The 25,317-nt window shown below is 58.1% G+C and carries 20 protein-coding genes, 2 tRNA genes and 3 rRNA genes; 5 read left to right on the top strand and 20 right to left on the bottom strand.

Annotated elements, in window-relative coordinates; translation table 11 throughout:
- Nucleotides 1–197: 197 nt before the first annotated feature.
- The 11 genes from rrf to AAGQ88_RS03375 form a co-directional block, all read right to left on the bottom strand.
- Nucleotides 198–313: ribosomal RNA gene (rrf, locus tag AAGQ88_RS03425) — 5S ribosomal RNA — on the bottom strand.
- 157 nt (nt 314–470) lie between these two features.
- Nucleotides 471–3,363, bottom strand: a 23S ribosomal RNA gene (locus tag AAGQ88_RS03420).
- A gap of 256 nt (nt 3,364–3,619) precedes the next feature.
- A tRNA-Ala gene (locus AAGQ88_RS03415) sits at nt 3,620–3,695 on the bottom strand.
- A gap of 26 nt (nt 3,696–3,721) precedes the next feature.
- A tRNA-Ile gene (locus AAGQ88_RS03410) sits at nt 3,722–3,798 on the bottom strand.
- Nucleotides 3,799–3,862: 64 nt separating this feature from the next.
- Nucleotides 3,863–5,399: ribosomal RNA gene (locus tag AAGQ88_RS03405) — 16S ribosomal RNA — on the bottom strand.
- Together the 16S, 23S and 5S rRNA genes with 2 tRNA genes alongside form the textbook arrangement of a ribosomal RNA operon.
- A 503-nt stretch (nt 5,400–5,902) precedes the next feature.
- Entirely contained in the window at nt 5,903–6,523 is a 621-nt protein-coding gene (gene msrQ, locus AAGQ88_RS03400; protein WP_342654439.1) for a protein-methionine-sulfoxide reductase heme-binding subunit MsrQ, read from the bottom strand.
- Nucleotides 6,523–7,536: a protein-methionine-sulfoxide reductase catalytic subunit MsrP gene (gene msrP, locus AAGQ88_RS03395; protein ID WP_342654438.1), complete on the bottom strand. Its 1,014-nt coding sequence runs from the start codon at nt 7,534–7,536 to the stop codon at nt 6,523–6,525. Before msrP ends, msrQ begins: the two co-directional genes overlap by 1 nt.
- 61 nt (nt 7,537–7,597) lie before the next feature.
- Entirely contained in the window at nt 7,598–8,446 is an 849-nt protein-coding gene (pssA, locus tag AAGQ88_RS03390; RefSeq protein WP_074759257.1) for a CDP-diacylglycerol--serine O-phosphatidyltransferase, read from the bottom strand.
- Nucleotides 8,447–8,599: 153 nt separating this feature from the next.
- Nucleotides 8,600–9,616 (bottom strand): ketol-acid reductoisomerase, encoded by a 1,017-nt coding sequence (ilvC, locus tag AAGQ88_RS03385; RefSeq protein WP_093469287.1) that lies wholly within the window; start codon nt 9,614–9,616, stop codon nt 8,600–8,602.
- A gap of 48 nt (nt 9,617–9,664) precedes the next feature.
- Complete coding sequence (ilvN, locus tag AAGQ88_RS03380; RefSeq protein WP_093469284.1) at nt 9,665–10,156, bottom strand: acetolactate synthase small subunit; 492 nt, start codon at nt 10,154–10,156, stop codon at nt 9,665–9,667.
- Nucleotides 10,157–10,158: 2 nt separating this feature from the next.
- Entirely contained in the window at nt 10,159–11,883 is a 1,725-nt protein-coding gene (locus tag AAGQ88_RS03375) for an acetolactate synthase 3 large subunit (protein WP_285424178.1), read from the bottom strand.
- Between the two features lie 412 nt (nt 11,884–12,295).
- Here AAGQ88_RS03375 and AAGQ88_RS03370 point away from each other — a divergent pair, with 412 nt between their 5' ends.
- Nucleotides 12,296–12,721: a DUF4124 domain-containing protein gene (locus tag AAGQ88_RS03370; RefSeq protein WP_342654437.1), complete on the top strand. Its 426-nt coding sequence runs from the start codon at nt 12,296–12,298 to the stop codon at nt 12,719–12,721.
- A gap of 2 nt (nt 12,722–12,723) precedes the next feature.
- Here the strand turns inward: AAGQ88_RS03370 and AAGQ88_RS03365 are convergent, their stop codons facing one another.
- The 3 genes from AAGQ88_RS03365 to mrcB are packed head-to-tail and all read right to left on the bottom strand — an operon-like array spanning nt 12,724 to nt 16,145.
- Nucleotides 12,724–13,053, bottom strand: a complete 330-nt coding sequence (locus tag AAGQ88_RS03365; protein ID WP_285424180.1) for a YqcC family protein — start codon at nt 13,051–13,053, stop codon at nt 12,724–12,726.
- Nucleotides 13,046–13,807, bottom strand: coding sequence for a tetratricopeptide repeat protein (locus AAGQ88_RS03360; RefSeq protein ID WP_342654436.1), 762 nt, complete (start codon nt 13,805–13,807; stop codon nt 13,046–13,048). Before AAGQ88_RS03360 ends, AAGQ88_RS03365 begins: the two co-directional genes overlap by 8 nt.
- Nucleotides 13,808–13,823: 16 nt before the next feature.
- A complete protein-coding gene (mrcB, locus tag AAGQ88_RS03355; RefSeq protein WP_342654435.1) occupies nt 13,824–16,145 on the bottom strand; it encodes a penicillin-binding protein 1B in 2,322 nt (773 codons plus the stop codon).
- Between the two features lie 132 nt (nt 16,146–16,277).
- Here mrcB and AAGQ88_RS03350 point away from each other — a divergent pair, with 132 nt between their 5' ends.
- From AAGQ88_RS03350 to AAGQ88_RS03340, 3 genes are all read left to right on the top strand, one after another.
- Complete coding sequence (locus AAGQ88_RS03350; protein ID WP_342654434.1) at nt 16,278–17,813, top strand: AAA family ATPase; 1,536 nt, start codon at nt 16,278–16,280, stop codon at nt 17,811–17,813.
- Between the two features lie 99 nt (nt 17,814–17,912).
- Nucleotides 17,913–18,257 (top strand): pentapeptide repeat-containing protein, encoded by a 345-nt coding sequence (locus tag AAGQ88_RS03345; RefSeq protein ID WP_342654433.1) that lies wholly within the window; start codon nt 17,913–17,915, stop codon nt 18,255–18,257.
- 235 nt (nt 18,258–18,492) lie between these two features.
- Nucleotides 18,493–18,789 (top strand): TfoX/Sxy family protein, encoded by a 297-nt coding sequence (locus AAGQ88_RS03340; protein ID WP_342655731.1) that lies wholly within the window; start codon nt 18,493–18,495, stop codon nt 18,787–18,789.
- A 196-nt stretch (nt 18,790–18,985) separates the two neighbouring features.
- On the opposite strand, the gene deoC is transcribed toward AAGQ88_RS03340, so the two are convergent.
- The 4 genes from deoC to AAGQ88_RS03320 all read right to left on the bottom strand — a co-directional run bounded on the left by deoC (nt 18,986) and on the right by AAGQ88_RS03320 (nt 22,622).
- On the bottom strand, nt 18,986–19,747 hold the full coding sequence (gene deoC / locus AAGQ88_RS03335) for a deoxyribose-phosphate aldolase (protein WP_342654432.1): 762 nt from the start codon (nt 19,745–19,747) through the stop codon (nt 18,986–18,988).
- Nucleotides 19,748–19,921: 174 nt separating this feature from the next.
- Nucleotides 19,922–20,689 (bottom strand): heme ABC transporter ATP-binding protein, encoded by a 768-nt coding sequence (locus tag AAGQ88_RS03330; RefSeq protein ID WP_342654431.1) that lies wholly within the window; start codon nt 20,687–20,689, stop codon nt 19,922–19,924.
- On the bottom strand, nt 20,689–21,726 hold the full coding sequence (locus AAGQ88_RS03325) for an iron chelate uptake ABC transporter family permease subunit (RefSeq protein WP_342654430.1): 1,038 nt from the start codon (nt 21,724–21,726) through the stop codon (nt 20,689–20,691). Before AAGQ88_RS03325 ends, AAGQ88_RS03330 begins: the two co-directional genes overlap by 1 nt.
- The gene (locus AAGQ88_RS03320; protein WP_342654429.1) at nt 21,723–22,622 is read right to left on the bottom strand and encodes an ABC transporter substrate-binding protein; all 900 of its coding nucleotides are present in this window, start codon (nt 22,620–22,622) and stop codon (nt 21,723–21,725) included. The genes AAGQ88_RS03325 and AAGQ88_RS03320 overlap by 4 nt, the downstream gene beginning before the upstream one ends.
- A gap of 173 nt (nt 22,623–22,795) precedes the next feature.
- Here AAGQ88_RS03320 and AAGQ88_RS03315 point away from each other — a divergent pair, with 173 nt between their 5' ends.
- Nucleotides 22,796–23,134: a Rieske 2Fe-2S domain-containing protein gene (locus AAGQ88_RS03315; protein ID WP_342655730.1), complete on the top strand. Its 339-nt coding sequence runs from the start codon at nt 22,796–22,798 to the stop codon at nt 23,132–23,134.
- On the opposite strand, the gene sfsA is transcribed toward AAGQ88_RS03315, so the two are convergent.
- Both sfsA and AAGQ88_RS03305 read right to left on the bottom strand, forming a co-directional pair.
- Entirely contained in the window at nt 23,103–23,846 is a 744-nt protein-coding gene (sfsA, locus tag AAGQ88_RS03310; protein ID WP_342654428.1) for a DNA/RNA nuclease SfsA, read from the bottom strand. The genes AAGQ88_RS03315 and sfsA overlap by 32 nt on opposite strands.
- Complete coding sequence (locus AAGQ88_RS03305; protein WP_342654427.1) at nt 23,846–25,018, bottom strand: pyridoxal phosphate-dependent aminotransferase; 1,173 nt, start codon at nt 25,016–25,018, stop codon at nt 23,846–23,848. Before AAGQ88_RS03305 ends, sfsA begins: the two co-directional genes overlap by 1 nt.
- Nucleotides 25,019–25,317 lie beyond the last annotated feature (299 nt).

Below are 25,317 nucleotides of genomic sequence, written 5' to 3'. Positions count from 1 at the left end.
ATGAGCGCTATCTTGTACTGCCGGGTATAACAAGCGCATTAGCAAATGCTTGAGGGATTGCGTGAGCCGACGACTGATAACCCCGTGACGGATGAGGCGGAGTTGCAGAGCTAGACGATAGGGGGCAGGCGCCGCAGATTTTTCACGCGCAAAAACAAAACCCCATCTGCTTTCGCAAATGGGGTTCTGGAATTTAATCTTGACGATGACCTACTCTCACATGGGGAAACCCCACACTACCATCGGCGATGCATCGTTTCACTTCTGAGTTCGGGATGGGATCAGGTGGTTCCAACGCTCTATGGTCGTCAAGAAATTCGGGTACCGAACCGTGGCCAAGGGCCGCGCTTCAGCCAATCAGGTATGTGATCAGGTGTTTCGTGCTTGTGTGTTGCAAACTTTCGGTGCGTGTCGTCTTCACAGTCACCGCAATCTGTGCTCGTCCGAGTCGCAGATTGCTTGGGTGTTATATGGTCAAGCCTCACGGGCAATTAGTATTGGTTAGCTCAACGCCTCACAGCGCTTACACACCCAACCTATCAACGTCGTAGTCTTCGACGGCCCTTCAGGGAACTCAAGGTTCCAGTGAGATCTCATCTTGAGGCAAGTTTCCCGCTTAGATGCTTTCAGCGGTTATCTTTTCCGAACATAGCTACCCGGCAATGCCACTGGCGTGACAACCGGAACACCAGAGGTTCGTCCACTCCGGTCCTCTCGTACTAGGAGCAGCCCCTCTCAAATCTCAAACGTCCACGGCAGATAGGGACCGAACTGTCTCACGACGTTCTAAACCCAGCTCGCGTACCACTTTAAATGGCGAACAGCCATACCCTTGGGACCGGCTTCAGCCCCAGGATGTGATGAGCCGACATCGAGGTGCCAAACACCGCCGTCGATATGAACTCTTGGGCGGTATCAGCCTGTTATCCCCGGAGTACCTTTTATCCGTTGAGCGATGGCCCTTCCATACAGAACCACCGGATCACTAAGACCTACTTTCGTACCTGCTCGACGTGTCTGTCTCGCAGTCAAGCGCGCTTTTGCCTTTATACTCTACGACCGATTTCCGACCGGTCTGAGCGCACCTTCGTACTCCTCCGTTACTCTTTAGGAGGAGACCGCCCCAGTCAAACTACCCACCATACACTGTCCTCGATCCGGATGACGGACCTGAGTTAGAACCTCAAAGTTGCCAGGGTGGTATTTCAAGGATGGCTCCACGCAAACTGGCGTTCACGCTTCAAAGCCTCCCACCTATCCTACACAAGCAAATTCAAAGTCCAGTGCAAAGCTATAGTAAAGGTTCACGGGGTCTTTCCGTCTAGCCGCGGATACACTGCATCTTCACAGCGATTTCAATTTCACTGAGTCTCGGGTGGAGACAGCGCCGCCATCGTTACGCCATTCGTGCAGGTCGGAACTTACCCGACAAGGAATTTCGCTACCTTAGGACCGTTATAGTTACGGCCGCCGTTTACCGGGGCTTCGATCAAGAGCTTCGCGTTAGCTAACCCCATCAATTAACCTTCCGGCACCGGGCAGGCGTCACACCCTATACGTCCACTTTCGTGTTTGCAGAGTGCTGTGTTTTTAATAAACAGTCGCAGCGGCCTGGTATCTTCGACCGGCATGAGCTTACGGAGCAAGTCCTTCACCCTCACCGGCGCACCTTCTCCCGAAGTTACGGTGCCATTTTGCCTAGTTCCTTCACCCGAGTTCTCTCAAGCGCCTTGGTATTCTCTACCCAACCACCTGTGTCGGTTTGGGGTACGGTTCCTGGTTACCTGAAGCTTAGAAGCTTTTCTTGGAAGCATGGCATCAACCACTTCGTGTTCTAAAGAACACTCGTCATCAGCTCTCGGCCTTGAAACCCCGGATTTACCTAAGATTTCAGCCTACCACCTTAAACCTGGACAACCAACGCCAGGCTGGCCTAGCCTTCTCCGTCCCTCCATCGCAATAACCAGAAGTACAGGAATATTAACCTGTTTTCCATCGACTACGCTTTTCAGCCTCGCCTTAGGGACCGACTAACCCTGCGTCGATTAACGTTGCGCAGGAAACCTTGGTCTTTCGGCGTGGGTGTTTTTCACACCCATTGTCGTTACTCATGTCAGCATTCGCACTTCTGATACCTCCAGCAAGCTTCTCAACTCACCTTCACAGGCTTACAGAACGCTCCTCTACCGCATCACCCGAAGGTGATACCCGTAGCTTCGGTGCATGGTTTGAGCCCCGTTACATCTTCCGCGCAGGCCGACTCGACTAGTGAGCTATTACGCTTTCTTTAAAGGGTGGCTGCTTCTAAGCCAACCTCCTAGCTGTCTAAGCCTTCCCACATCGTTTCCCACTTAACCATGACTTTGGGACCTTAGCTGACGGTCTGGGTTGTTTCCCTTTTCACGACGGACGTTAGCACCCGCCGTGTGTCTCCCATGCTCGGCACTTGTAGGTATTCGGAGTTTGCATCGGTTTGGTAAGTCGGGATGACCCCCTAGCCGAAACAGTGCTCTACCCCCTACAGTGATACATGAGGCGCTACCTAAATAGCTTTCGAGGAGAACCAGCTATCTCCGAGCTTGATTAGCCTTTCACTCCGATCCACAGGTCATCCGCTAACTTTTCAACGGTAGTCGGTTCGGTCCTCCAGTCAGTGTTACCTAACCTTCAACCTGCCCATGGATAGATCGCCCGGTTTCGGGTCTATTCCCAGCGACTAGACGCCCTATTAAGACTCGCTTTCGCTACGCCTCCCCTATTCGGTTAAGCTCGCCACTGAAAATAAGTCGCTGACCCATTATACAAAAGGTACGCAGTCACCCAACAAAGTGGGCTCCCACTGCTTGTACGCATACGGTTTCAGGATCTATTTCACTCCGCTCTCCGCGGTTCTTTTCGCCTTTCCCTCACGGTACTGGTTCACTATCGGTCAGTCAGTAGTATTTAGCCTTGGAGGATGGTCCCCCCATGTTCAGACAAGGTTTCTCGTGCCCCGTCCTACTCGATTTCATTGACAAGAGATTTTCGCGTACAGGGCTATCACCCACTATGGCCGCACTTTCCAGAGCGTTCCGCTAATCTCAAATCAACTTAAGGGCTGGTCCCCGTTCGCTCGCCACTACTAAGGGAATCTCGGTTGATTTCTTTTCCTCAGGGTACTTAGATGTTTCAGTTCCCCTGGTTCGCTCCATGCACCTATGTATTCAGTGCAAGGTACCTAGGTTATCCTAGGTGGGTTCCCCCATTCAGACATCTCCGGATCACAGTCTGTTTGCCGACTCCCCGAAGCTTTTCGCAGGCTACCACGTCTTTCATCGCCTCTGACTGCCAAGGCATCCACCGTATGCGCTTCTTCACTTGACCATATAACCCCAAGCAATCTGGTTATACTGTGAAGACGACATTCGCCGAAAGTTTGCATTCACAAACTTTACCTTAGCCTGATCACCACCAGTGAAAGTGGATCACAGTCTATCTTTCTATCACATACCCGAATTTTTAAAGAACGATTCTGACAAAGATCAGAAATCAACATTCCGCCTTCTTGCGAGGCAAATGCTCATTTCTAAGCTCTACACAGGACAACTGTCTGTACCGCGGTACCACCGAACACCGGTAATGGTGGAGCCAAGCGGGATCGAACCGCTGACCTCCTGCGTGCAAGGCAGGCGCTCTCCCAGCTGAGCTATGGCCCCGTATCGCTACAGGGTGCACCGGTAATTGGTGGGTCTGGGCAGATTCGAACTGCCGACCTCACCCTTATCAGGGGTGCGCTCTAACCAACTGAGCTACAGACCCAATCGTCTTCTTCAATGAATCAAGCAATTCGTGTGGGAACTTGCGAAGAAGCTGAGTCTTCGATTAAGGAGGTGATCCAGCCGCAGGTTCCCCTACGGCTACCTTGTTACGACTTCACCCCAGTCATGAATCACACCGTGGTAACCGTCCTCCCGAGGGTTAGACTAGCTACTTCTGGTGCAACCCACTCCCATGGTGTGACGGGCGGTGTGTACAAGGCCCGGGAACGTATTCACCGCGACATTCTGATTCGCGATTACTAGCGATTCCGACTTCACGCAGTCGAGTTGCAGACTGCGATCCGGACTACGATCGGTTTTGTGGGATTAGCTCCACCTCGCGGCTTGGCAACCCTCTGTACCGACCATTGTAGCACGTGTGTAGCCCAGGCCGTAAGGGCCATGATGACTTGACGTCATCCCCACCTTCCTCCGGTTTGTCACCGGCAGTCTCCTTAGAGTGCCCACCATAACGTGCTGGTAACTAAGGACAAGGGTTGCGCTCGTTACGGGACTTAACCCAACATCTCACGACACGAGCTGACGACAGCCATGCAGCACCTGTCTCAGTGTTCCCGAAGGCACCAAACCATCTCTGGTAAGTTCACTGGATGTCAAGGCCTGGTAAGGTTCTTCGCGTTGCTTCGAATTAAACCACATGCTCCACCGCTTGTGCGGGCCCCCGTCAATTCATTTGAGTTTTAACCTTGCGGCCGTACTCCCCAGGCGGTCAACTTAATGCGTTAGCTGCGCCACTAAAATCTCAAGGATTCCAACGGCTAGTTGACATCGTTTACGGCGTGGACTACCAGGGTATCTAATCCTGTTTGCTCCCCACGCTTTCGCACCTCAGTGTCAGTATGAGCCCAGGTGGTCGCCTTCGCCACTGGTGTTCCTTCCTATATCTACGCATTTCACCGCTACACAGGAAATTCCACCACCCTCTGCCCTACTCTAGCTTGCCAGTTTTGGATGCAGTTCCCAGGTTGAGCCCGGGGATTTCACATTCAACTTAACAAACCACCTACGCGCGCTTTACGCCCAGTAATTCCGATTAACGCTTGCACCCTCTGTATTACCGCGGCTGCTGGCACAGAGTTAGCCGGTGCTTATTCTGTCGGTAACGTCAAAATTGCAGAGTATTAATCAGCAACCCTTCCTCCCAACTTAAAGTGCTTTACAATCCGAAGACCTTCTTCACACACGCGGCATGGCTGGATCAGGCTTTCGCCCATTGTCCAATATTCCCCACTGCTGCCTCCCGTAGGAGTCTGGACCGTGTCTCAGTTCCAGTGTGACTGATCATCCTCTCAGACCAGTTACGGATCGTCGCCTTGGTGAGCCATTACCTCACCAACTAGCTAATCCGACCTAGGCTCATCTGATAGCGCGAGGTCCGAAGATCCCCCACTTTCTCCCGTAGGACGTATGCGGTATTAGCGTCCCTTTCGAGACGTTGTCCCCCACTACCAGGCAGATTCCTAGGCATTACTCACCCGTCCGCCGCTGAATCAGGGAGCAAGCTCCCTTCATCCGCTCGACTTGCATGTGTTAGGCCTGCCGCCAGCGTTCAATCTGAGCCATGATCAAACTCTTCAGTTCAATACTGCAATCGGGTTTTGAGAAAACCCTATAAACTTGGCTCAGCAATCGTTGGTTAAACCATGATTTCTCGTGGAGTAACTTGCGTTGCTGATAATCTTGCGACTTCAGTCTTACGACACAAGCACCCACACGAATTGCTTGATTCAGTTGTTAAAGAGCGGTTGGTTAAGAGCCTTTCGCCTCAACCGAGGCGCGCATTCTACAGCGTCCTCATCATCTGTCAAGCGGTTATTTTCAGAAGTTTTCAAAGTTTCCTTTGCAACTTCAACCACTTGCGCTTCGTTCGACTTGGCGTCTCACGTCAGCGGGAGGCGAATTCTACAGCGTTACAATCTGCTGTCAACCACCTTTTTCACCGCTGCCGATTCAGTGACCTGAATCGAAGCCCCTCCGCGCTGCTTACTTCGTCTAACTCGTTGAATCTCAAGGAGTTTTCCGTTTCGCCTGCGCCGGAAGTGGGGCGAATTATAGAGACATTGAGAGGGGCGTCAAGCACTAATTCAAACTTTTCTCGCCGCATCCAATTTAGGGGCTCTTCGCCGCGATAAGCGACCTGCAATCACAGGAAGCCGCATGAGAAGAAGAAGCGCGCCGATGCTCGCATAAATGGACCACTCTTTGAGATCAGCCCGGACAATCCAGAACATATGCAGCAGACCAAGGCCCAGCACTGCATAGATAAGCCTGTGCAACTTCTTCCACCGCGTGCCAAGTCGGCGCTGACTATAGCGGTTGGAAGTAACGGCCAGTGCCAGAAGACAGAGGAAAGCCAGCGTCCCTACGATAATGTAGGGCCGCTTGACCAACTCCACGCCAAGTTGAGCCCAATCGAAACCTAGAATGAAGAAGCTATAAGCCAGCATGTGCAGCACGACATACGCGAAACACCACAGCCCAAGCTGACGACGCACCGCAATCCAGCCCGCCCAGCCGGTGATGCGCTGCAGCGGGGTCATGGCCAACGTTATCAGCAACACGATCAGCGTACCCAGTCCAAACCGGTCCACCAGCGCCTTGCCCGGATCAGGCCCGAGATCGAGAATCCATGCCTGATGGAACCACAGCGCCGGCGCAACACATGCCGCGACGAAAACAGACAGACGCCAGAACCAGAAGCGCATCAATAATTCTTCCGCAAATCCATCCCCGTATAGAGAGAGGCGACCTGCTCCCCATACCCGTTGAACATTTCGGTTTGCCGGATGTTGGGGCTGAACAGGCTGCCCGGCAGACGCCGCTCGTGGGCCTGAGTCCATCGCGGGTGATCGACCGTTGGATTCACGTTGGCGTAGAAACCGTATTCGTTGGCGGCGATGCTCTGCCAGGTCGTCTTCGGCTGCTCGCTCACAAGACTGATGCGCACGATGGATTTCACGCTTTTGAAGCCGTACTTCCATGGAACGACCAGGCGCAACGGAGCCCCGTTCTGGTTCGGGAGCTCGCGTCCGTACATGCCGACCGCGAGGATTGCCAGCGGATTCATTGCCTCATCAAGGCGCAACCCTTCTACGTAAGGCCAGTCAATCAAGGCAAAGCCGGAACGCTGCCCGGGCATGCTCTGTGGATCCTGCAGTGTTTCGAAACGGATGTACTTCGCGCTGGAAGTAGGCTCGACCTGCTTGAGAAGCTCGGATATCGGAAACCCGATCCACGGGATGACCATCGACCAGGCCTCGACACAACGAAGCCGATAGATTCGCTCCTCCAGCTGGTAAGGCTTGATGAAGTCTTCAAGCGCGTACCTGCCCGGCTTGCCGACCTCCCCGTCGATGACCACGCTCCACGGCTCGGTCTTCAGCGATCCGGCATTGAGCGCAGGATCGCCCTTGTCGGTGCCGAACTCATAGAAGTTGTTGTAATGCGTGGCGTCCTTGTACGGCGTGATGGCTTCGTCTTTAACCGTGACGGCCTGCCACCGGGTCGCGGTCAGCCTGGTTTTGAGCCAGGCAGGGGCTGCGCCCGGGTCGACGCCGGCATACTGCGAAACCTCGTCCGCCAAGGACCAGCGTGGCAGCGCACTGGCGGCGAATCCGGCAAAGGTTGCGCCGAGCACGGCACGGCGAGAAAGGTAAAGGGCTTCAGGCGTAACGTCCGACTCTTTGCAATCGGACGCTGATGGCGACTTGATCAGCATACTGACTCCGCAGCGATAGAGAACTGATGTACCTATGACTGCGGAGTATGCGGGAAATTGATTACTTATGCCGACGCAGGCGCAGCAGATACTGGATCGGGCCCGAGGCAGCGTAGCCCAGGAAGATCAGCAACAGAATGCGCGGCGGATCACTGAACACCACGGCAAACACCAGCACGACGGCCAGGATGGCGACAAAAGGCACCCGGCCTTTGAGGTCCAGTTCCTTGAAGCTGTTGTACTTGATGTTGCTGACCATCAGCATGCCCGCTGCGGCAACCAGCAACGCGACCAGGAAGGACAGCTTGGAGCCTTGAATCCCGTAATCGCTGAACGCCCAGACCGTACCGGCCACGACGCCGGCAGCAGCCGGGCTGGCGAGTCCGATGAAGTAGCGCTTGTCGGCCTTGCCCACTTGGGTATTGAAGCGCGCCAGACGCAAGGCAGCGCCCGCTACATAAATGAAGGCGACCATCCAGCCAACCTTACCCATGTCGCCAAGTGCCCAGCCGAACGCCAGCAGCGCCGGCGCCACGCCGAAGGCGACCATGTCGGAGAGCGAGTCGTATTCAGCGCCGAATGCGCTCTGCGTATTGGTCATCCGCGCCACGCGACCATCCAGGCCATCGAGCACCATCGCTACGAAGATGGCGATCGCGGCGAACGCGAAATATTTACTCGCGCCGACCTGATCGCCCGCACTCATTGCGCTCTGAGCGCTCATGGCACTGATGATGGCGTAAAAACCGGCGAACAGGTTCGCGGTGGTGAACAGGTTGGGCAGCAGATAGATACCGCGATGACGGACCTTGCGCCCTTCGGCATCGTGCCCTTCTTCAATATGTTCATCGATCGGTAGCAGGCTTTCGGCGTCAGAGGCCTTGTTCGGCTCTTCGGGACGTTCGCTCATGGACAACACCTTGCAGCTGGGAAATTTCGACAAGTGCTCGCGGCGCCAATGCGCCGGCAAACGATGCAGCTTTATACCAGATGAGCCCCCATAACGAAAAAGCGCGACCCGAAGGCCGCGCTTTTCGTAAACCGGAACCAGATGGCGTGACGCTTAGTTCTTGGTCTGGTCGACGATTTTGTTTTTGGCGATCCAAGGCATCATCGAGCGCAGTTGCTCACCGATGATCTCGATGCCATGAGCCTTGTTGTTACGACGCTTGGCGGTCATCGACGCATAGTTGCTGGCGCCTTCGGCGATGAACATCTTCGCGTACTCACCGTCCTGGATGCGCTTCAGAGCGTTGCGCATGGCCTGACGGGATTCGGCGTTGATGACTTCAGGACCGGTCACGTATTCGCCGTATTCGGCGTTGTTGGAGATCGAGTAGTTCATGTTGGCGATACCGCCTTCGTACATGAGGTCAACGATCAGTTTCAGTTCGTGCAGGCACTCGAAGTACGCCATTTCTGGCGCATAACCCGCTTCGACCAGCGTTTCGAAACCGGCTTTCACCAGCTCGACGGTACCACCGCACAGAACGGCTTGTTCGCCGAACAGGTCGGTCTCGGTTTCGTCTTTGAACGTGGTTTCGATGATACCGGTACGGCCACCGCCCACGCCCGAAGCGTAAGACAGCGCGACGTTTTTGGCGTTGCCCGAGGCGTCCTGGTAAACAGCGATCAGGTCAGGGATGCCGCCGCCTTTAACGAATTCGGTACGTACGGTGTGACCTGGCGCTTTTGGCGCGATCATGATCACGTCCAGATCAGCGCGTGGCACGACCTGGTTGTAGTGAATCGCGAAACCGTGGGAGAAGGCCAGGGTGGCGCCTTTCTTGATATTCGGCTCGATTTCGTTCTTGTACAGCTGGGACTGGAACTCGTCCGGGGTCAGGATCATGACCAGGTCAGCAGCGGCAACGGCGGTAGCGACGTCAGTCACTTTCAGGCCGTGGGCTTCAGCCTTGGCGACAGTGGCCGAACCTTTGCGCAGACCAACGGTGACATCAACGCCGGAGTCTTTCAGGTTGCACGCTTGAGCGTGGCCCTGCGAACCGTAACCGATGATGGCAACTTTTTTGCCCTGGATGATCGAAAGGTCGCAGTCTTTGTCGTAATAAACTTTCATGAAATTCCCCTGTTATCTCGGCCGTTCAGGCCATTCGCTAAATGTAGGTTAGATGCTCAGCACTTTGTCGCCGCGGGCAATGCCCGTGACGCCGCTGCGTACGGTTTCCAGGATGGCAGTGGTGCCGATGGCCTGGATGAAGCTGTCCAGTTTGTCGCTCGTCCCTGTCAGCTGCACGGTATAAACGCTGCTGGAAACATCGACGATCTGCCCACGGAAAATATCGGTGGTGCGTTTGATCTCGGCACGTTGAGCACCGGTGGCCTTCACCTTGATCAGCATCAGCTCACGCTCGATATGGGCGCTTTCCGACAGATCCACCAACTTGACCACTTCAACCAGCTTGTTGAGGTTCTTGGTGATCTGCTCGATCACCTCATCGTGCCCGACGGTCGTCAGCGTCAGACGCGACAGGGTCGGGTCTTCGGTGGGCGCCACGGTCAGGCTTTCGATGTTGTAGTTACGCTGCGAAAACAGCCCGACGACGCGAGACAGGGCACCCGGTTCGTTTTCCAGCAGTAGCGAAATGATGTGCCGCATGGTTATGTCCGCTCCGTCTTGCTCAGCCACATGTCACGCATCGAGCCGTCTCTGATTTGCATCGGATAAACGTGCTCGGCGACGTCGACCTGGATGTCGAGGAACACCAGGCGATCCTTCATGGCGAACGCTTCTTCCATTTTCGGCTTCAGGTCTTTCAGATCGGTGATCTTCATGCCAACGTGGCCATACGCCTCGACCAGCTTCACGAAGTCAGGCAGCGACTCCATGTAGGAATGCGAGTGGCGGCCGCTGTAGCTCATGTCCTGCCATTGACGAACCATGCCGAGCACGCCGTTGTTGAGCAGGATGATCTTCACCGGCAGGTTGTATTGCAGGCAGGTCGACAGTTCCTGGATGTTCATCTGGATGCTGCCCTCGCCTGTCACGCAGGCGACGTCCGCATCCGGAAAGCTCAGCGCAACGCCCATGGCCGCCGGCAGACCGAAGCCCATCGTGCCCAGGCCGCCAGAGTTGATCCAGCGGTTAGGCTTGTTGAAGCGGTAGTACTGAGCCGCAAACATCTGGTGCTGACCCACGTCGGACGAAACGTAAGCATCGCCCTTGGTGACTTCGCACAATGTTTCGATGACCGTCTGAGGCTTGATCAGGCTGCCGTCGCCACGGTTGTACGGGAACAGATCCCCACCGGCACGCCACTCATCGATCTGCTTCCACCAGGTAGCCACCGAATCCTTGCTTGGCGTCTCGCCGATTTCCTTGAGGGTGGTGACCATCTCGGTCAGAACGCTCTCGACCGGACCGACGATAGGCACGTCAGCCTTGATGGTCTTGGAGATCGACGCCGGGTCGATATCGATGTGGATGACTTTGGCGTTCGGGCAAAACTTCGATGGCCCGTTGATGACGCGGTCGTCGAAGCGTGCGCCGACAGCCAGAATCACGTCAGCGTGGTGCATCGCAAGGTTGGCGGTGTAGCTGCCGTGCATGCCGAGCATGCCGACGAACTGGCGATCGGTGCCAGGGTAGGCACCGAGACCCATCAGCGTATTGGTCACCGGAGCATTAAGAAGCTGTGCCAGTTCGGTCAGTTGCGCCGAGCCGTTGCCCATGACTACGCCGCCGCCGGCATAGATGATCGGGCGCTTGGCCGCGACCAGCATTTCCACGGCTTTGCGGATCTGACCGGAGTGACCACGAACAGCCGGGCTGTAAGAACGCAGCTTGGCTTTCTTGGGGAATACGTATTCGAACTTCTCCGCCGGGTTGGTCATGTCTTTCGGAATGTCGACAACGACAGGACCAGGACGGCCGGACTGCGCCAGGTAGAAGGCCTTTTTGAGCACTTCCGGGATTTCCGACGGGTGTTTGATCATGAAGCTGTGCTTCACGATCGGCCGGGAGATACCGATCATGTCGGTTTCCTGGAATGCGTCGGTCCCCACCATGGTGCTCGGAACCTGACCCGACAGCACGACCATCGGGATCGAGTCCATGTAGGCCGTGGCGATACCGGTGATCGCATTGGTGGCGCCGGGACCAGAGGTCACCAGGACCACGCCCGCTTTGCCGGTGGCACGAGCATAACCGTCGGCCATGTGAGTGGCAGCCTGTTCGTGACGAACGAGGATGTGGCTCACAGCCGGTTCTTTGAACAGCGCGTCGTAAATATGCAGGAGGGCACCACCCGGGTACCCATAGATATGCTCAACGCCTTCGTCACGCAAAAAGCGGACGACCATTTCAGCGCCAGATAAAAGCTCCACGTTGTTCACCTCTAAAACGCCAGAATACCGTCCACACAAACGAGGAGACGGGTCTTAATAGGTTTACTGCAAAGCAGAGCATGAGCGACGGTGGTCGCCGACTACGTCAGCACTGACTGAGCAAGTATTGGGATCGCCCCTTAAGTGTTTCGGGGTCTTCCCACCCAGCGCGAGGTAACGCGTTGCGGGTGTTACAGGTCGGCGCGGGTGTGCGCCTCATGATCTACCGAGACGGTCTGCTTCTGGCAGTCCCTCTACAGCGAACTTTGGATTGTTCTGATTCGCTCCCTGCAAGTCAAGTCATCCATGCGCTTTCTTCACCCACCGGGCATGAAAAAGCACCGAATGAGGTCGTCGTGGCAGGCTTGTGATAGTTTTCCGCCAGACAGCCACAGACGTTAAGGAAGCAGTAATGCGCTGGATGATTTTTGCCGCCACGCTGGCATGTGCGGTCAGCCCGGTGGTCAGTCAGGCGGCCCAGATCTATAAATGGGTCGACGCCCAGGGCGTGACTCATTTCGACGCGCAGCCGCCGGCAGGACAGCCTGCGCAAGAGATCGAGACGCAAAAGCCCGTCGTACCGCCTCCGCCTTCACCCTCGCAGTCCAGCGGCGCCGAAGAACAGCAAGCCACGGACGCGAAGATCAGAAGGCAGGTCGCGGCCCAGGATGCCAAGCGCAAGGAGGCGTGCGAAAGACAGCGCACCAACCTTGCGCAGCTACAGAACAATCCGCGAGTGCGCGAAGAAGTGAATGGAGAATTCCGGCGTTTTACCGAGGAGGAACGTCAGGCGCGTATCGTCGAGGTCAAGCAGTACCTCGACGACAACTGCAACTGAGGTCAGGTCGATTCAGTGATCAGGCGATCGAACTGAGCCAGCAGGGCTTGCAGCTCACGGGTTTCGCGAGCGCGGGTGGCGTACACCATCTGCGCCATTTCCAGGATGCCGGAGGCGCTGGGCAGCGCCAGGTCCTGCTCGAGAATGGTCTTCATGCGTGGCAGGAAAATCCACTGCAGCCATTGATCGAAATCCAGCGTATCGACACAAAACGGCTCGCGGCTAGCGAGCTCTTCGTCGCTGGGCGGCACCTCCCTCCACCAGCCCAGCACACGAAGCTCGCGTTCGATCAACAGCAGTTGGTCAGCGATCTCCGGGAAGCGTTTATCCATTGGCTTTCTGCCGCGCCAAGGCTGCACCGGCCGCATCGCCCTGCTTCTCGCGTGATTGCGCGATCAGTCCCCAAAGGCTTGCCTGAAGACTGGCGCGGCCATTGGCATAGGTCAGGCCGCGACGGGCCAGTTGCTCGGCCTGCGGGGCGTCGCCCTGAGCCAGGCGAACCTGTGCCAGACGATAGAGAACCTGAGGTTCACGCGGAGCGACCCGCTGAGCGCGCTCGAGGCTGGAGGCCGCGCCGTTGAGATCGCCGCTGCTCTGCTGCTGTTGAGCGGTGGTCAGCAAGGCCAGCACCGGGCCATCAAGCTGCTCGTCAGCCGACAGGCCACCGCTGGACGCCGACGGAATGCCGGTCGGCACCGATGAAGATGGCATGTTGTAGGTGTTGCTGGTAGCTGCTGGCGGCGTATAGGTGCTGCCCGCCGGCGCCAGATTGACCGGTGAAGTATCGATCGGGGCGGTGCTGATGGGGGCGTTATTGCTCGGCGGCACGAATGTCGAGATCGGCGCAGCACTGGCATTCGCGCCGCCTGGCACCATCACCACGACGCCTGAATCCTCGGGAATGGCCTGAGGCTGAGCCTGGTTCTGGGCGGGCGCGCGATATGTGTTGTTGCGGTTCGATGAAACGCGCTCGCTGTTGGACACGCGCGACCCGGAGTCCACCACCGGAATGGCGCTGCGCGTCTGACTTGCACAACCGTTAAGCAAAGCCAAGGCCGTTAAAGCCGGAATCCACCACTTGTTCACTTGACACCCTCTTTGCTTAGTTCAACCAGCCTTTGACCCAGTCCATCACCGAATCGGCAGGCGCTGACGGTCCACCGCATGTCGGGCCGGGTTGCGGCTCACTGCCGCGAATATACGGCATCTGCACAGCGTTCGGGCAGCTTGGATCGGTGCCCTGTCCGGTGCTCGCATTGACCCACGCCTGCACGACGTTGTCAGGCATCGCCATGTCCAGCGGCAGCGGATCGGCTTTTTTCATGAAGCTGGTCCAGATCTGCAACGCGCCAGTTGCACCGGTGAACGGCGTCTTGCCGTTATCGTCGCGCCCCATCCAGACAATCGCCAGCAGATCCTGACTGAAACCTGCAAACCAGCTGTCACGGGAGTCGTTCGTGGTGCCGGACTTGCCCGCCAGATTCAGCGTGCTCGGCAAGACGTTGTACACCGACTTGCCTGTGCCTTCACGCATGACACGCTGCATGGCGTTCTGCAGGAGATAGATCGAACCCGGATCGAAACGTTGCTGGATCTGGAACGGATAACGTTTGAGCGGCTCGCCCTCTGCCGTGAGCACGCTGCGGATCCCGCGCAATGGCGTATTGAAACCACCGCTGGCGATCGTCTGGTACATCGTCGCGACTTCTATCGGGCTCAAGGCGCCAGCGCCCAGCAGCATCGATGGGAACGCCGGCCAGTCACGGGTCACGCCCAGCTTGGTCAGCGTCTTGAAAACATTCGGCACGCCCAGATCAAGCCCCAGCTTGGCGCTCGACAAGTTGTAAGAATGCGCCAGCCCCTGGTACAGGAAGATATTCCCGTGGGCCTTGTGATCGAAGTTCTGCGGTTTCCAGATCTGGCCATCCGCACCTTTCACCTGAAACGGCTCGTCCGGCACCCAACTGGTGAGGGTGTACTGTTGAGGCCGCTCCAGCGCGGTCAGGTAGATAGCCGGCTTGACCAACGAGCCAATCGGCCTGACCGCATCCAGCGCCCGATTGAAGCCGGCAAAGCCCGCCTGCCGGCTGCCGATCAGCGCCTGAACCTCGCCAGTCTCGGGGTTAGTCACGACCATCGCCGTTTCCATTTCGTCCGCGCCCTTGCGCCCGGCTATCTTCGCGAAGCTCTCACGCACTGCAGCTTCGGACTTCATTTGCAGGATCGGATCGAAGCTGGTGAAGATCCGCAGCCCTTCCTCGGTCAAGTCTTCGTCCCGGTAGTCCTGACGCAACTGGCGTTTGACCAGATCGAGGAAGTCCGGGAACGAGCTGTCGGCCAAAGAACCTGTCTTGGTGACGCCCAGCGGCATTTTCTTCGCCGCCGCCACCGCTTCAGGCGTGGCGACGCCTTGCTGCTCCAGCAGGTCCAGCACCAGATTTCGCCGCTCCAACGCACGGTCCGGGTTGCGACGCGGGTTGTAATAAGAAGGCCCTTTGACCAGACCGACCAGCAACGCCACCTGATGCAGCTTCAGCTCGGACAGCGGCTGACTGAAGAAATACTGACTCGCAAGGCCAAAGCCGTGCACCGCACGCTGACCATCCTGACCGACGAACACTTCGTTCAGGTAAGCCTCGAGAATCTCCTGCTTGCTGTAATGGATCTCCAGCAGCACAGCCATCATCGCTTCGGTGAGCTTGCGCGTAATGCTGCGCTCGTTGGTCAGGTAAAAGTTTTTCACCAACTGCTGAGTCAGCGTCGACCCGCCCTGGCGCATCTGGCCTGCCGATGCGTTGACCCAGAAGGCACGGGCGATGGACTTCGGCGATACGCCAAAGTGGTGGTAGAAATCGCGGTCTTCGACGGTAACCAGTGTGTCGAGCAGATAAGGCGGCGCCTGATCGAGCTTGATGAGGATCCGGTCTTCAAGGTTCTTCGGATACAGCCCGCCGATCATCAGCGGTTCAAGGCGCGCAACGGCGAGCTTGGAGCCGTTGGCCGCGGTCAGGTCGGCGACGTAGTCCCCGGAGAAGCGCACGTGAATCTGCTGTGCAGGATCGGCGCCCTCATAAAACTGAAAACCGCGGGTATTGAGATCGACGCTGTTGCCGTTCACCGACGCAGCACCTGGCCCGTTGGCGACGCTTTCACGGCGATAGCCCAGCGCATCGAGCTCGATCAGGAAGTCGTCGCGCGACAGCTTTTGGCCGACGAACAATTCCAGCGGACGAGCGTAGACCTTGGCCGGGATCGTCCAGCGCTTGCCGGAGAATTTCTCCTGGACGATGGAGTCCAGGTAAACGGCGAAGCAGGCCAGGATCACCAGGCCGACAAGACTGAGTTTCAGGGCCCAGCCCAACAGGCTGCGAACGCGGCTGTTGGCGGGTTTCGGGGATTTTTTGGAAGTACGGGATCGGGTCATGGCGGCGGATTATACGCACTTTCCAAGTCATCGGCAGAGCCGCTCACAGCGGTTTGCAGCGATGCGCCAAGCGGCCATAATGGCCGCCTTCAGACACTTCTCCACCGATTTGTAATCTTTCAAGGATCGTCCGTGAGCCAGACATTGATAGCAGCCCTGCAAAACCCCGCTCTGTTTCCACATCCGGTGGAGCAGTTCCAGCTCATTGAAACGCATATTTCCTGGGTGCTGCTCACGGGCCCTTATGTTTACAAAATGAAAAAGCCAGTCAATTTCGGCTTCCTTGATTTCACCACGCTGGCCGACCGCAAGCATTTCTGCGAGCAGGAATTGATGCTCAACCAGCGCCTGACCGAAGATTTGTATCTGCAAGTGCTGCCAGTGACCGGCACTGCCGAAGCGCCGCAGCTGGGCGGTGAAGGCGAGGCCATCGAATACGTTCTGAAAATGCGCCAGTTCCCTCAGGATGGTTTGCTCAGCACGCTGCAAACCAACGGCGAACTGACCACGGCGCACATCGACGACATGGCCAGACAGGTCGCAGAGTTTCATCTGAAGGCGCCAGTGGTGGCGGCCGATAAGCCGTATGGTTCGCCAGACAGCGTAATGGCGCCTGTCGTACAGAACTTCGAGCAGATTCTGCCGTTCCTGAGCGAAAAGGCTGACTTGATCCAGCTGCAGGCTCTGGAAGCCTGGGCGAAAACCAGCTTCGAGCGCCTCAAGCCTCTGATGGCGCAACGCAAGCTCGAAGGCTTCACCCGCGAGTGTCACGGCGACATCCATCTGGGCAACGCCACATTGATCGACGGCAAGGTCGTGATCTTCGACTGCATCGAATTCAACGAGCCGTTCCGCATGACCGACGTGTACGCCGATGTCGGGTTTCTTGCGATGGACCTGGAAGACCGTGGCCTGAAAAGCCTTTCGCGTCGCTTCGTCAGCCAGTATCTGGAGCTCACCGGCGACTATGCAGGCCTGGAACTGCTGAACTTCTACAAAGCGTATCGGGCGCTGGTCCGCGCCAAGGTCGCCCTGTTCAGCCTCTCAGCCGATGCCGATCACGTGCAGCGCGCCACCACGCTGCGCCAATATCGCAACTACGCCAATCTGGCGGAAAGCTACAGCGCAATTCCCTCGAATTTCCTGGCGATCACTCATGGCGTCTCCGCCGTTGGCAAAAGCCATGTGGCCATGCGCCTGGTCGAAGCGCTGGGCGCCGTTCGCCTGCGTTCCGATGTCGAGCGCAAGCGCCTGTTCAAAGACCGCAAGGACCTGTATTCCGCCGATGCGAGCGATGCAACTTACGCGCGCCTGAACGAGCTGGCGGCGGTCGTCCTGCATGCGGGGCTGCCGGTCGTGATCGACGCCACGTACCTGAAACTGGAGCAACGTCTCGCGACGGCGCACATTGCCGAATCGACCGGCGCGCCGTTCCTGATTCTCGACTGCGCGGCGCCTAAAGCCGTCATCCAGGGCTGGCTGGCCCAACGTCAGGCACACAATCAGGACCCTTCCGACGCGACGATAGAGGTCATCGAAGCTCAGCTTGCCAGCCGCGAGCCTCTGACTGCGGACGAAATCCTGCGCAGCCGGCATGTTGAAACCAATATCAGCGGCGATCTGGACAGGCTGGTCACTGACATTCGCCAGCGCCTGCCAGGGCTGTAAGGCAGGACTTCACCGGTGGTCGAGTCGTGGAGATATCGCTTCACGGCTCGAGAATAGTGGCATTATAATGGCGTCAGAATTCCAACAAGGGGACGCCAGATGAACCAGCCCAAGCAGCTCGACTCACCGCTGTTCGCTTTACTGCGCAAAGACGACATCACCGCTTTCAATCTCCAGCGCCCCAAAACAGGCTCCATCGATTTGTCCGGCGGCGACTTTCGCGGTCTTGACCTTCGCGAACTCAACGCTGCGGACATCGACTTCAGCGATGCGTATTTTCGCTCTGCGGATCTGCGCGGCGTTGACTTCCGCACCACGCTGCTCGAAGGCGCCAGCATTGCTCACGCTCAGATTTCCGGGGCGTACTTTCCACCCGAGCTGAGCGCGGACGAGATCCTCATGTCAGTCAACTTCGGCACTCGCCTGCGTTATCGCACCCGCTAAGTTCTGATTCCCACAGCAAAAACACCGACGCCCTGCATGCGCCCTCATGCCGGGCCCGTGCCGTGCTGCCTGCCATTTAGTGACCGTTCGGCGCCTTGAGCCGACTTTTACAGGTCATCACCTTCCGCACCCGCCATCGCAACTACACTCATTCTTACGGCTTGTCCTGAAGTTTGCGTCAAGTCCTGGAGCTGTTTAACAAGGAGCTACAGTCACAAGGACGCATGTCATGATCATGGATGATGAACTGCAACGCATGAAAAATCTGGGGAAGACCTCGGCTCAATGGCTGCATGCTGCAGGCATACATAACGCGGCCGACCTTCGTCGTGTTGGCGCCATTCACGCTTATCGCGCCGTCAGAACCAAAGGCTTTCGCGCCTCGAAAGTACTTCTCTACGCGCTTGAAGGCGCGCTGCTCGACCTGCACTGGTGCGATTTATCCATCGAACGAAAAAACTCGCTCAATCAACAGCTTGAAAGACTGGGCAATCGGCAGGCTGCCGCTCAGGTCATGCAGGCAGGAAAATAGTTTGGGATTGCCTGTTGACTTACAAATGAGAATCACTATGATTATCACATCCAGTCGCGAGACTGGCCGGTAACCTGAATGGCTCCTTGGTTCGGACGTTCAGATTATCTCCTCATCAGGCTAATCACGGTTTTTGACCCGGCTTTTTGCCGGGTCTTTTTTTGCCCGAAGAAAAGAGAAGAAGAGACGAGAAGCGCTACGAACCCACGCCCAGATGCAGCAACAGATCATCCAGCAGACTCGTCGCACCCAAACGCAACCTCCCCTGCTCCAGCCAGAAATCGCCGAATCGGGCGCTGGCCTGCTCCATGTAAACCTGCGCCTCTGCCAGTGTGCGTACATTGCCCGAAGCCTTCAGCCCGACATGCGCGCCTGTCTCGGCGATGGCTTCAAGCAGGATGCGGCTGGCTTGCGGGGTGGCGCTGATGATCTGCTTGCCCGTGCTGGTCTTCAGAAAGCCGGCGCCCTCCTGAATGGCGACCCGACACACGCCGTAAATCATTTGCGGATCCCGCAGCACGCCGGTCTCCAGCGTGATGGTCAGGCTGGCGCGTCGCGTGCATTTCGCCTTACAGGCCGCAATCATTTCGCCACCGATGTGCTTATTGCCACCCAACAGCGCATGGAACGGATAGACCAGGTCGATTTCGTCAGCGCCCGCCAGAATGGCCGCCTGGGTTTCCGACTCCACGGATGCGATCATCGGGCTTCCGCCGGGGAAATTGACCGCCGCGACTACTTTGACGTCTCGCGCCCGCAGGTTATCGAGCGTGCGCCGCGCCAGTCCTGCGAATCGGGGCAGAACGCACACGGCGGCCACATCCCCGACAGGCGTGAGCGCGCGCTGGCATAACGCAATGATCCGTTCCTGAGTGTCATCGGCGTTCAACGATGTCAGCTCCATCAAGCCAATCGCCTGCTGTGCCAACGCTTCGCTGTTGTCGTTTACTGCGTTCATCCCGCCTCCTCGATGCTGTCGTTGAGCGGACGATAATCCAGCGAGGGTACGAAGAAAGGGTCTCGGGACGGCGAGAGAGTCAGCCTACGCGAGTATCGGAAATGTCCTTAGGACATTGCCTGCAAGCGCAGTGTGTAAAAGGGCGCCGAGCGCGCAGCAGACCCGGCCGCTGGCTCAACGCGCAATCACCAGCGGATGACCTCGCTCGGGATGAGGCTGCACCAGTACGTCCAGCCCGAACACCGACTTCAGCGGCTCGGGCGCCAGCACGACCTGCGGCGACCCTGACAGATAAGGTCGACCGTTTTCGAGCAGCAACAGGTGCTCACAGTAGCGCGCAGCCAGGTTCAGATCGTGCAGGATGACCAGCACGGCACCACCGCGATCAGCAAATTCACGCACGGCCTGCAAGGTGGTGTGTTGGTGCAAGGGGTCGAGCATGGACGTCGGCTCATCCAGTAACAGCGTCTGGGCGCCCTCGCCCCCTGCCAATTGTGCCAGCACTCGCGCCAGATGCACCCGCTGACGCTCACCCCCTGACAAGGTCAGGTAATTGCGATCCTGCAGATGAAGCGAGTCGACTGCCTCAAGTGACGCACGAATGATCTCGGCATCGCGTTCCCGGCCCGTATCGTGTGGCAGTCGCCCCATGGCGATCACCTCATGGACGTTGAATGCAAAGCTCAACGTCGAGCTCTGCGGCAAAACCGCCAGGCGCCGCGCGCGCTCACGACCGCTCCATTCAGCCAGCGCGCGGTTGTCCAGGCTGACCCGCCCTTTCGCGGTTTTCAGTTCACCACTCATGGCGCCGAGCAGCGTGCTCTTTCCTGCGCCGTTCGGACCGAGCACACCAAGAATTTCGCCTGGGGCAAGCGTCAGGTCGACATTCATCAGGACGTCCTTGCCGTCCCGGTGAACGCAGAGGTTTTCGGCGATCATCATCAGGTCCGCCCTCTGACCAGCAGGAATAAAAAGAAGGGCGCGCCGAGGAATGCCGTCACGATACCGATCGGCAACTCCGCCGGAGCCAGCACCAGACGGGCAAAGACGTCGGCGAACAGCAGCAGGCTCGCACCAGCCAGCGCCGACGCAGGCAACACCACCCGATGATCGGGGCCTGCGATCAGCCGGACCAGATGCGGCACGATCAGACCGACAAACCCGATCAGTCCGGCCGCCGCCACGGCCGCGCCCACGCCGAGCGCGGTGCACAGGATCAATTCGCCCTTGAGACGCTCCACCTCGATACCCAGGTGACGCGCTTCGGACTCACCCAGCAACAGCGCGTTCAACGCTTTCGCCCGACGCGGCAGCCAAACGATCACGAGCACGCAGACCAGCAACAGCGGCCACAAACGCGCGTAACTCGCGCCGTTGAGCGTGCCCAGGTTCCAGAATGTCAGCGTGCGCAACGTCGCGTCGTCCGCCAGATACGTGAAAAGCCCGATGATTGAGCCGGCCAGCGCCGTCATTGCCACGCCCGCCAGCAACATGATGCCGACGCTGGTCTGGCCATCGCGCCTGCCCAGCCGGTAAACGACACCGGTCACCATCAATCCGCCAGCGAAGGCACAGAGGGAAAGCAGATACGGTGCGAAGGCTTCCGGCAGCCCACCCAGTGAAGCGCCTGCCACAATGGCGACAGCTGCGCCGAGTGCTGCGCCGCTGGAAACGCCAACCAGACCGGGGTCGGCCAGTGGATTGCGAAACAGGCCTTGCATCGCGACGCCAGACAGCGCCAGCACTGCGCCCACCGCCAGACCGAGCAACGTGCGCGGCAGACGGATCTGGCCAAGGATCAATTCGGCTTGCTGCAAGTCGTGGCCGGCAATCGGAAAGCCGAGCAGGCGCAGGCCGGCGCGCAAGGTATCCATCAGCGGCAGACTGACCGGCCCTAGCGCAAGAGACAGCCAGACGGCCAGTAGACATGCCACGCTCAGCACAATGAACAGCGTTCGCGGTTGCAGGATGACCCTCATTGAGCGGGCGACACCTTGGCGTTGATGGAGGTATCTGCAGGATAGAAGGCTTTGCTCAAGTGCTTGATCGCCTCAGGCAGACGTGGGCCCAAGCCGCCCACCAGCAGTGTTGGGTCGATTTCCACGAATCTGTTGTCACGCGCAGCCCGAGAGGCCGCCAGTACCGGGTTCTGCTTGAGCAGGGCGTCACGCGCCGAAGCGCCATTCTGGGCGCGGTCGGTGAACACCATCACCTCGGGACTGAGCCCCGCCATGGCCTCGGCGGAGAAAATCTTATAACCGCTGTGGGTGGCCAGATTGCGGCCTCCAGCCTGCTTGATCAACCAGTCGCCCACGGTCCCTGCGCCTGCAACCATGGGCGCGGCGCCCGCATGACTGACCAGCAGCAACACGCCAGGGGCCGACTGATGTTGTTGCGCCTGATCGACCCACGTGTGCTGACTGTCCAGTTGCCGCGCGAAGCTCTCGCTGAGACGACGGGCCTCATCCTGTTTGCCGAGCAATGTGCCAAGCGTTTCCAGATTACCTTTCAGTGCAGACACATCAGCGCTGGCAGATAACACTTGCACCTTGATGCCGGCAGCACGCAATTGTTCGATGACAGCGGGAGGCCCCATTTCTTCGGTCCCGACAAGAATGTCCGGACGCAGACTGAGGATGCCTTCCGACGACAACTGACGCTGATAACCGATGCTGGGCAGCGTTTTCAGCGTCTGCGGGTGCTGACTGGTGGTGTCGACGCCGACCAGATACGACTCGCCGCCCAATGCCACGACCCACTCGGTCAACGCGCCCCCGGCGCTGACCCAGCGTTGCGGCAATGGAGTGTCGGCCAAGGCCAGGTTCGCAATCACCAGGCCGGTCAAGATCGCGGTCAGTCGGGTCATGAAACGCATAACGGGGAGATCCCTTATATGGAAGGCGAAACGGAGTGCGCTTGTCAGCGGTTCCTCTGGTACGTCGTGTCGACTCGCAATTCAGCGAGCTGGCACACTGTCGATGCTGCAGGTCGAAGCCGGGCAATTTGATAATTATTTGCATTTACGCGTCAAGCGCGAAGGAGCCTACGCTGAAATACCTGTGCAACAGCGACCGCATCAAAGAGGGCAAAAGCGTTGGCTTTGAGGTCGAGGGCCTGGCGCTGATGGCAATCCGTCGCGCCGGGCAGATTTACGTCTACCGCAATCGCTGTCCTCATCGGGGCGTGGCACTGGAATGGCAGCCGGACCAGTTTCTGGACAGCAGCGCCAGCCTGATTCAATGCGCCACTCACGGCGCCCTGTTTCTCATAGAAAGCGGCGAATGCGTTGCGGGCCCCTGCGAGGGTCAGGCCCTGGGCGCAATCGCCTGCGACGAAGATGCGGACGGTGTGTGGATCAATCTGCCAGAACAGGCACGGGATGATTGAGATCATGCAGATGGATCTGTAGTCGCCGGTCGATGCGCGCTTCGTCGGGCGTCAACTGCACCCCATACGCCAGGACGTCCACACCGGCCGCAACGGCTTCGCGCAGGGCTGCCGCGTAGGCGGCGTCGATCTCTTCCGCCGGCCGTACACCCTCGACACCCGTCAGGTTCACGCAATACAGCAGCACTGCCCGCACGCCTTCCCGCGCCAGCGTCGCCAGTTCACGCAAATGTTTGGCGCCGCGCTGGGTGACGGCGTCAGGAAATGCCGCGACATTGCTGTCGTCAAAACCCAGCGTCACGCTCTTCACTTCAAGAAACAGCGGGCCCAGGGGGTAATCCAGACGAAAATCGACGCGACTGTTTTCCTGCCCGTAAGCGACTTCGCGCTTGATTGCAGTAAACCCGTTCAATTCTGTGATCACGCCTGCCAGCAGCGCCTCTTCCACCAGCTTGTTGGCACGGCCGGTGTTGACGCACGCGAAGCGACCTTGAGGTGTTTCGCTGATCTCCCACGTGCCGGGCAGCTTACGTTTGGGATCATTGGAGCGGCTGAACCAGACCCGGCCGCCCGGCATCATGCAATTGAACATGGAACCGGTGTTGGGGCAGTGAATGGTCAGCTTTTCGCCGCTAGAGGTTTCGATATCGGCCAGGAACCGCTTGTAGCGCTGGATCAGCCGGGCTTCTTCGAGTGGAGGAGAAAAACGCATCAGCCTTGCCAGCTCCGCAGGCCACGTCCGATCCGCTCGACGGCTTCCTGCAGGCGCGGCAGGCTTTGCGTGTAGGCGAAACGCACGTGATGGCCGGCCTGATAGCGGCCAAAATCAAGCCCGGGAGTAAACGCGACGTGCTCGGTTTCCAGAAAATGCCGGCAGAATGCGAACGCATCACCGCCGAAGGTGCTGATGTCCGCATATAGATAGAACGCGCCTTCCGGCTCGACGGCGATATTGAAGCCCAACTCACGCAATGCAGGCAGCAGGAAGTCCCGACGCTTACCGAATTCGGCACGACGCTCTTCGAGGATAGCCAGCGTTTGCGGCTCGAAACAGGCCAGGGCAGCACTCTGCGCCATGCTCGGCGCGCTGATGTACAAGTTTTGAGCGAGCTTTTCCAGATCACCGACCGCCACTTCCGGAGCGACCAGCCAGCCAAGACGCCATCCCGTCATGCCGAAATACTTTGAAAAGCTATTGAGCACAAATGCGTCGTTATCCACTTCCAGGACACTGGCCGCGTCGGTGCCGTAGGTCAGGCCGTGATAAATCTCGTCAACCACCAGATGCCCATCGCGCGCCTTGAGCGAGGATGAAAGCGCGGCAAGTTCATCACGGTGCAACAACGTGCCTGTCGGGTTGGCCGGGGACGCGACCAGGGCGCCGACACTGTCCTCGTTCCAGTGGCTGGCGATCAGTTCAGGCGTGAGTTGATAGCGGACGTCCGGACCGACCGGCACCAATTGCGCAGCGCCCTCGACCAGACGCAGGAAGTGCCGGTTGCAGGGATATCCCGGATCGGCCAACAACCAGTGCTTACCAGGATCGACCAGCAGACTGGTTGCCAGCAACAACGCGCCCGAACCGCCTGGAGTAATCAAGATCCGCCGCGGATCGATGTCCAGGCCATAACGGCTGGCGTAGTAGCCGGCAATCGCGTCGCGCAGTTCAGGCAGGCCACGGGCTGCGGTGTAACGGGTTTTTCCGGCTGCCAGAGCGGCCTGACCGGCTTTGACGATAGGTTCGGCCGTCGTGAAGTCGGGCTCGCCGATTTCGAGGTGAATGACATCGTGCCCCGCCGCCTGCAGTTCATTGGCCCGCGCCAGCAGTACCATGACATGAAAGGGTTCGATGGCGCGACTGCGCGCACTGTAGGGCTGTGGCATTGGCCTTCCTTTAATGACGATTGTGCGAAACAAGCTGAGGATTCTACCCAAGCGACCAGCGCGCTACAGGATTTATCGACCGCCGCTTTGAAGTCCTGCAACCGACAATCCAGAAAACCGGGCGTTATCGCTGGAGGGGCTAGACTGATGGCACCGCAAAATAATATAAAACCCGACGCTCTGGCTGCGGTCATAGTTCACGGGCGCGTTGGAGAGCCAAGCTCGACAACCGGGAGTAGCGCGCCCCGATTCGATCTGGTAAGTTCGCCCGCTTGCAGCCGCAGGGCCGGCGGGTGTCG

It is taken from the genome of Pseudomonas sp. F3-2 (genome assembly GCF_038804275.1).
In the GTDB taxonomy this organism is placed as follows: domain Bacteria; phylum Pseudomonadota; class Gammaproteobacteria; order Pseudomonadales; family Pseudomonadaceae; genus Aquipseudomonas.
This window is presented reverse-complemented; position numbering and strand designations above follow the sequence as displayed.

Excerpts from the sequence above, each read along its gene's own strand:
- msrQ (WP_342654439.1), bottom strand. The coding sequence starts at position 6,523 with ATGCGCTTCTGGTTCTGGCGTCTGTCTGTTTTCGTCGCGGCATGTGTT.
- msrP (WP_342654438.1), bottom strand. The coding sequence starts at position 7,536 with ATGCTGATCAAGTCGCCATCAGCGTCCGATTGCAAAGAGTCGGACGTT.
- pssA (WP_074759257.1), bottom strand. The coding sequence starts at position 8,446 with ATGAGCGAACGTCCCGAAGAGCCGAACAAGGCCTCTGACGCCGAAAGC.
- ilvC (WP_093469287.1), bottom strand. The coding sequence starts at position 9,616 with ATGAAAGTTTATTACGACAAAGACTGCGACCTTTCGATCATCCAGGGC.
- ilvN (WP_093469284.1), bottom strand. The coding sequence starts at position 10,156 with ATGCGGCACATCATTTCGCTACTGCTGGAAAACGAACCGGGTGCCCTG.
- AAGQ88_RS03370 (WP_342654437.1), top strand. The coding sequence starts at position 12,296 with ATGCGCTGGATGATTTTTGCCGCCACGCTGGCATGTGCGGTCAGCCCG.
- AAGQ88_RS03365 (WP_285424180.1), bottom strand. The coding sequence starts at position 13,053 with ATGGATAAACGCTTCCCGGAGATCGCTGACCAACTGCTGTTGATCGAA.
- mrcB (WP_342654435.1), bottom strand. The coding sequence starts at position 16,145 with ATGACCCGATCCCGTACTTCCAAAAAATCCCCGAAACCCGCCAACAGC.
- AAGQ88_RS03345 (WP_342654433.1), top strand. The coding sequence starts at position 17,913 with ATGAACCAGCCCAAGCAGCTCGACTCACCGCTGTTCGCTTTACTGCGC.
- AAGQ88_RS03340 (WP_342655731.1), top strand. The coding sequence starts at position 18,493 with ATGGATGATGAACTGCAACGCATGAAAAATCTGGGGAAGACCTCGGCT.
- deoC (WP_342654432.1), bottom strand. The coding sequence starts at position 19,747 with ATGAACGCAGTAAACGACAACAGCGAAGCGTTGGCACAGCAGGCGATT.
- AAGQ88_RS03330 (WP_342654431.1), bottom strand. The coding sequence starts at position 20,689 with ATGATGATCGCCGAAAACCTCTGCGTTCACCGGGACGGCAAGGACGTC.
- AAGQ88_RS03325 (WP_342654430.1), bottom strand. The coding sequence starts at position 21,726 with ATGAGGGTCATCCTGCAACCGCGAACGCTGTTCATTGTGCTGAGCGTG.
- AAGQ88_RS03320 (WP_342654429.1), bottom strand. The coding sequence starts at position 22,622 with ATGCGTTTCATGACCCGACTGACCGCGATCTTGACCGGCCTGGTGATT.
- sfsA (WP_342654428.1), bottom strand. The coding sequence starts at position 23,846 with ATGCGTTTTTCTCCTCCACTCGAAGAAGCCCGGCTGATCCAGCGCTAC.
- AAGQ88_RS03305 (WP_342654427.1), bottom strand. The coding sequence starts at position 25,018 with ATGCCACAGCCCTACAGTGCGCGCAGTCGCGCCATCGAACCCTTTCAT.